General features: G+C 66.2%; 6 protein-coding genes. 4 read left to right on the plus strand and 2 right to left on the minus strand.

Annotation, left to right across the window (positions count from 1 at the left end):
• Positions 1-234: 234 nt before the first annotated feature.
• Positions 235-585, plus strand: coding sequence for an anaerobic ribonucleoside-triphosphate reductase (gene nrdD, locus GPA_RS07010; RefSeq protein WP_015539428.1), 351 nt, complete (start codon positions 235-237; stop codon positions 583-585).
• Positions 586-707: 122 nt separating this feature from the next.
• On the opposite strand, the gene GPA_RS07015 is transcribed toward nrdD, so the two are convergent.
• Together GPA_RS07015 and thrC are read right to left on the minus strand one after the other, a co-directional pair.
• Complete coding sequence (locus tag GPA_RS07015; RefSeq protein WP_015539429.1) at positions 708-1,052, minus strand: winged helix-turn-helix domain-containing protein; 345 nt, start codon at positions 1,050-1,052, stop codon at positions 708-710.
• A 51-nt stretch (positions 1,053-1,103) separates the two neighbouring features.
• A complete protein-coding gene (thrC, locus tag GPA_RS07020; RefSeq protein ID WP_231847598.1) occupies positions 1,104-2,804 on the minus strand; it encodes a threonine synthase in 1,701 nt (566 codons plus the stop codon).
• Between the two features lie 63 nt (positions 2,805-2,867).
• On the opposite strand from thrC, the gene GPA_RS07025 reads away from it, so the two are divergent.
• The 3 genes from GPA_RS07025 to GPA_RS07035 form a co-directional block, all read left to right on the plus strand.
• On the plus strand, positions 2,868-3,149 hold the full coding sequence (locus tag GPA_RS07025) for a type II toxin-antitoxin system RelE/ParE family toxin (RefSeq protein WP_041240221.1): 282 nt from the start codon (positions 2,868-2,870) through the stop codon (positions 3,147-3,149).
• 14 nt (positions 3,150-3,163) lie between these two features.
• On the plus strand, positions 3,164-3,490 hold the full coding sequence (locus GPA_RS07030) for a HigA family addiction module antitoxin (RefSeq protein ID WP_015539431.1): 327 nt from the start codon (positions 3,164-3,166) through the stop codon (positions 3,488-3,490).
• Positions 3,491-3,702: 212 nt separating this feature from the next.
• A partial coding sequence (locus tag GPA_RS07035) for a P-type ATPase actuator domain-containing protein (RefSeq protein WP_041240223.1) occupies positions 3,703-4,581 on the plus strand: 879 nt, incomplete at its 3' end.

A 4,581-nucleotide genomic window follows, 5' to 3' on the forward strand; every position in this document is an offset into this window, starting at 1 on the left:
GGGATAATGTCACATTCTGCGACGCGGTAGGGCTTTGGCAGACATATTGGAATGTGACATTATCCCCGTCCCTCTGTCACGCCCGTCCCTCTGTCACGCCTCGCCCGCCGCAGCCGCCCTCCGTCCTGGCTGCCGTTGCCCGGCCGTTGCCGGAAACCTCCTGCGCGCCGCGCGCCGTTGTGCTATGATGGCCCCGTAAATGATACTAAAACTATACCATTTAAAGGAGCCATCATGTCCCAGCAGATCGAACTGAAGGTTTCCGGCGTCGACGTCGCCATCTCCTACGCCAACGAGCACGACAAGCCGGTCACGCAGCGCGAGATCGAGGCGTACCTCGACCGTGCGCACGCCCAGCACCCCGGCCAGGTGCTGCAGTCCCTCAAGCTGGACGTCGACGGCGAGGACGTAGGCATCTCCTACGGGTTCGAGGCCGTTCCGTTCGACCGCATCCGCCGCATAACGGGCTATCTGGTGGGCACGATGGATCGTTGGAACGATGCCAAGACGGCCGAGGAGTCGGATCGCGTCAAGCACGGCCTCTCCCGCGAGGATCGCGCTTTCACCTGCTCGAACGGCTGCTAGCAAGTCCGCAACGCACGCGAGCCCCGAGAAGCGGCCGCCCGGCTCCCCTCCGGGCAAGCGCCTCTCGGGGCTCGCTGTCTTCTCCTGTCGCCTCGCCTGCTTAGCATGCGAGGCGCTTCCCGCTAGCCGAGGATGCGGGCGAACTCCTTCTCGGCGTCTTCCTGCAGCTTCTTGTCGATGGCCACGTAGGCGTCGAGCAGCTTGTCGCCGGCCTCGGTCAGGGTGGATCCGTGCGCGCCGTCGCGGTCGAGCAGCTGGATGCCCAGCGCCGCCTCGGTGTCCTTAACGATGCGCCACGCCTTGCTGTAGGCCATGCCCATGCCCTTGGCGGACGCGTTGAGCGAGCCCGTCTCGCGCACGCCCAGGCACAGGTTCGCGATGCCGCGCCCGAACAGCGAGCCGCTCTCGGAGTCGGGGTTCATGATGGAAAGCCGGATGGTCGGCTTCAGGTTCGCAAGTTCGCTCATAGTCTGTCCTCGTCCTTCTCTTGTCGCGTCCGCCGCCGTTGCGGGGGACCGTCAGTCTCGATCGTCGCGTCCGGGCGCCGCTGCGCCCAGCTCCTCCAGGAAGCGTGCGGCCGCCGCCTCGATGCTGTCCGTGCCGCCCTCGATCACCTCGTCGAAGCGGATGGGCAGCGCGTCGAGCTCGGCCAGGCCGCGGGGGATGTCATGCTTGCCCGTCTCCTGCGCGATGAGCTCGTTCAGCTCGCAGCCGGAAAGCGCGGCCACGTCGGCGGGCAGCGCGGCACCCGGCTCAAGCCCGTGCAGCGCGCGGTACACGTTGTCGCCGAACTTGGCCCAGTGCGCCGTGCTCGCGATGAGCACGGGGTTCTCGCCCCGCAGGTTCTCGGCGGTTCGGTAGGCCACGGCCGTGTGCGGGTCCAGCAGGTAATCGTGCTCGTCGAACACGCGCTTGATGGTGTCCAGGCACGTGGCGTTGTCGATGGAATCGGAGGCGAACTGCTCCCTCACGCGGGCGAACGTGCCCTCGTCCACGCGGAAGCGGCGCTGCTCGCGCAGGTCGGCCATCCAGCCGGCGATGGCCTCGGCGTCGCGGCCCGTCAGCTCGAACAGCTGGCGCTCCAGGTTCGACGACACGAGGATGTCCATCGAAGGCGACGGCGTCAGCACGAAGGGGCGCTCGGAGATGTCGTAGGTGCCCGTGTTGATGAAGTCGGTGAGCACGCGGTTCTCGTTGCTGGCGCAGTACAGCATGCCCAGCGGCACGCCCATGCGCTTGGCGTAGTAGGCGGCCAGGATGTTGCCGAAGTTGCCGGTGGGCACGCACACGTCCAGCTCGTCGCCCAGTCCCAGTTTGCCATCGGCCACGAGCTGCGCGTAGGCCGACACGTAGTACACGATCTGGGGCATGAGGCGCCCCCAGTTGATGGAGTTCGCGCTCGACAGCGCCACGCCGTGCGTATCCTGCAGCTTTTCCGCGAAGGCCTCGTCGCCGAACACGTTCTTCGCGCCGGTCTGGCAGTCGTCGAAGTTGCCGCGCACGCCCCACACCTGCACGTTGCGGCCGCGCTGCGTGGCCATCTGCTTGAACTGGATGTCGCTCACGCCCCCGTCGGGGTACATCACGCCGATGGACACGCCGTCCACGTCGCGGAAGCCCTCGAGCGCGGCTTTGCCCGTGTCGCCCGACGTGGCCACGAGGATGAGGAAGTCGTGGTCGAGCTTGCCCTGCTCGCGCAGCTGGGCGGCGCTTGCGGAGAAGAACCGCGGCAGGCACTGCAGCGCCATGTCCTTGAACGCGCTCGTGGGGCCGTGCCACAGCTCCAGCACGTGGGTGTCGGCCGTGAGCGACGTGATCGGGCAGATGCGCTCGTCGTCGAAGTTGCTGCCGTAAATCTGCGCCATGAGCGCATCGACGGTCTCGGCCGGCAGGTCGGTGTCGAACGCCCGGTAGATGCGCGCCGCGCGCTGGGCGTAGGGCAGCTGCGCCAGCGCCGCGATGTCCTCCAGCGTAAGCTCCGGGATACACTCGGGCACGTACAGCCCGCCGCCCGCCGCCAACCCGTCGACGACGGCTTCCGTGAACGTGACCGGACGGGGCCCTGCGCCCCGCGTGTCGATGTAGAGGTTCAAAGCCTTGTCCTGCGCTTTCTGCTCGAATTCGCACGTTTTGATTATCCATCCTAAGTATACTATGTTCCGAAAACAACCGGCGCGACGCGAGACCCTGTTTTTCTCCCTGAAAACTTGATTTGCCATGAACCATCTTGTCCGCTTCAGTTCGTGGTTGTCATGCGTCACGTGATGCGTTACACTCTCGCTATGATAAAATCGTTTGTCGATAAAGCTACCGAGCAGCTCTTCTGCGAGGGTTCTTCGAAGAAGCTCCCTGTGGATGTTGCCGGGCGCGCGTTGCGGAAGCTGGACATGTTGGATGCCGCGGTGTCGGTGGGCGATATGCGGGTTCCACCAGGAAACAGGCTTCATGCCTTGCAAGGCGATCGTGCTGGCCAGCACGCGGTGTCGGTGAATGGCCAATGGCGCATCTGCTTCAGGTTCGATGGTGAAGATGCTTACGACGTTGAAATCTGCGATTACCACTGAGGAGGTGGCGAATAATGGCCGAATCGAGGAACATGCTGATCGTCTCGCGGAAGCCCACGCATCCGGGCGAGGTGCTACGCGAGGAGTTCATGCCGGACTACGAGTTGAGCGTGGCGCAGCTGGCGAAACGGCTGGGCGTCTCGCGGCAGTCGGTGAACGAGCTCGTGCGTTGCCGTCGCGCCGTGACCTCCGACATGGCGCTGCGTCTGTCGCGGCTGTTCGGCACATCGCCCGAGTATTGGTTGAACTTGCAGCGCAACACCGATTTGTGGGAGTCGCTCGACCTCCATCGCGATGATCTCGAGCGCATTGAGCCGCTCGCCTTGGACATGGTGGGCTGAGCCCCTTTCGCCCGTCCGACCGCCTCGTTTCCGCTGCGCAACGGTTCGCCCTCGTACCGCGCGGTGCTGCTGCCCTGTCCTACGCTGGTGCCGATTAGGCAGGCGAGGCAACCGATGAAGGTGAGGCGAAGCGGATGGGCGGGCACGACGGAGTACGCGAGGACGGGCGGGGCGGTTCTTCCGGAAAGGGCGCCTCCGAAGGCGGCATGGCGATGCACGGGTCGGACCTCAAGCGGCGCTTCTTCGCGAGCCTCGTGCTCACGGTGCCTATCCTGCTGTTGTCGTCGCCCATGGGGCTTACGCTCCCCATCACGCTCACGTTCCCCGGGTCGGACTGGGTCGTGGCGGTGCTCGCCACGGTGCTGTTCGCCTACGGCGGCTGGCCGTTTCTGCGCGGTGCGGCCGACGAGCTCAAGCGCCGCCAGCCCGCCATGATGACCCTGGTGGCGCTCGGCATCACCACGGCCTACGCCTACAGCATCTACGCCTTCGTCCAGCGCTCGGTCCTGCACGCGGACGGCATGCACATGGACTTCTTCTGGGAGCTGGCCACGCTCATCGTCATCATGCTTTTGGGCCACTGGGTGGAGATGCGGGCTGTGATGGGCGCGGGCGACGCGCTCAAGGAGATGGCCGAGCTCCTGCCGGCGCAGGCGCACGTGGAACAGCCGGGCGGCTCTTTCGCCGACGTGCCGCTCGACGAGGTGCAGGTGGGGCAGACCGTCATGGTGGAGGCGGGGGAGAAGGTGCCCGCCGACGGCGAGGTCGTGCGCGGCGAGTCGCAGGTGAACGAGGCGCTCGTCACCGGCGAGGCGCGCGACGTGGCCAAGGGCGCGGGCGACTCCGTGTTCGGCGGATCGCAGAACGGCGACGGCACGCTGTACGTGCGCGTGACCGGCACGGGGGAGTCGGGCTACCTGGCCCAGGTCATGAAGCTGGTGTCGCAGGCGCAGCAGGAGAAGTCGCGCGCCGAGGTGCTGTCGGACAAGGTGGCGCGCTGGCTGTTCTACGCGGCCGTGGGCGTGGGCATCGCGGCCTTCGCCGCGTGGCTTGCCGTCACGGGCAGCGTGGGCGACGCGCTCACGCGCATG

The organism is Gordonibacter pamelaeae 7-10-1-b, from assembly GCF_000210055.1.
Classification (GTDB): Bacteria; Actinomycetota; Coriobacteriia; order Coriobacteriales; family Eggerthellaceae; genus Gordonibacter; species Gordonibacter pamelaeae.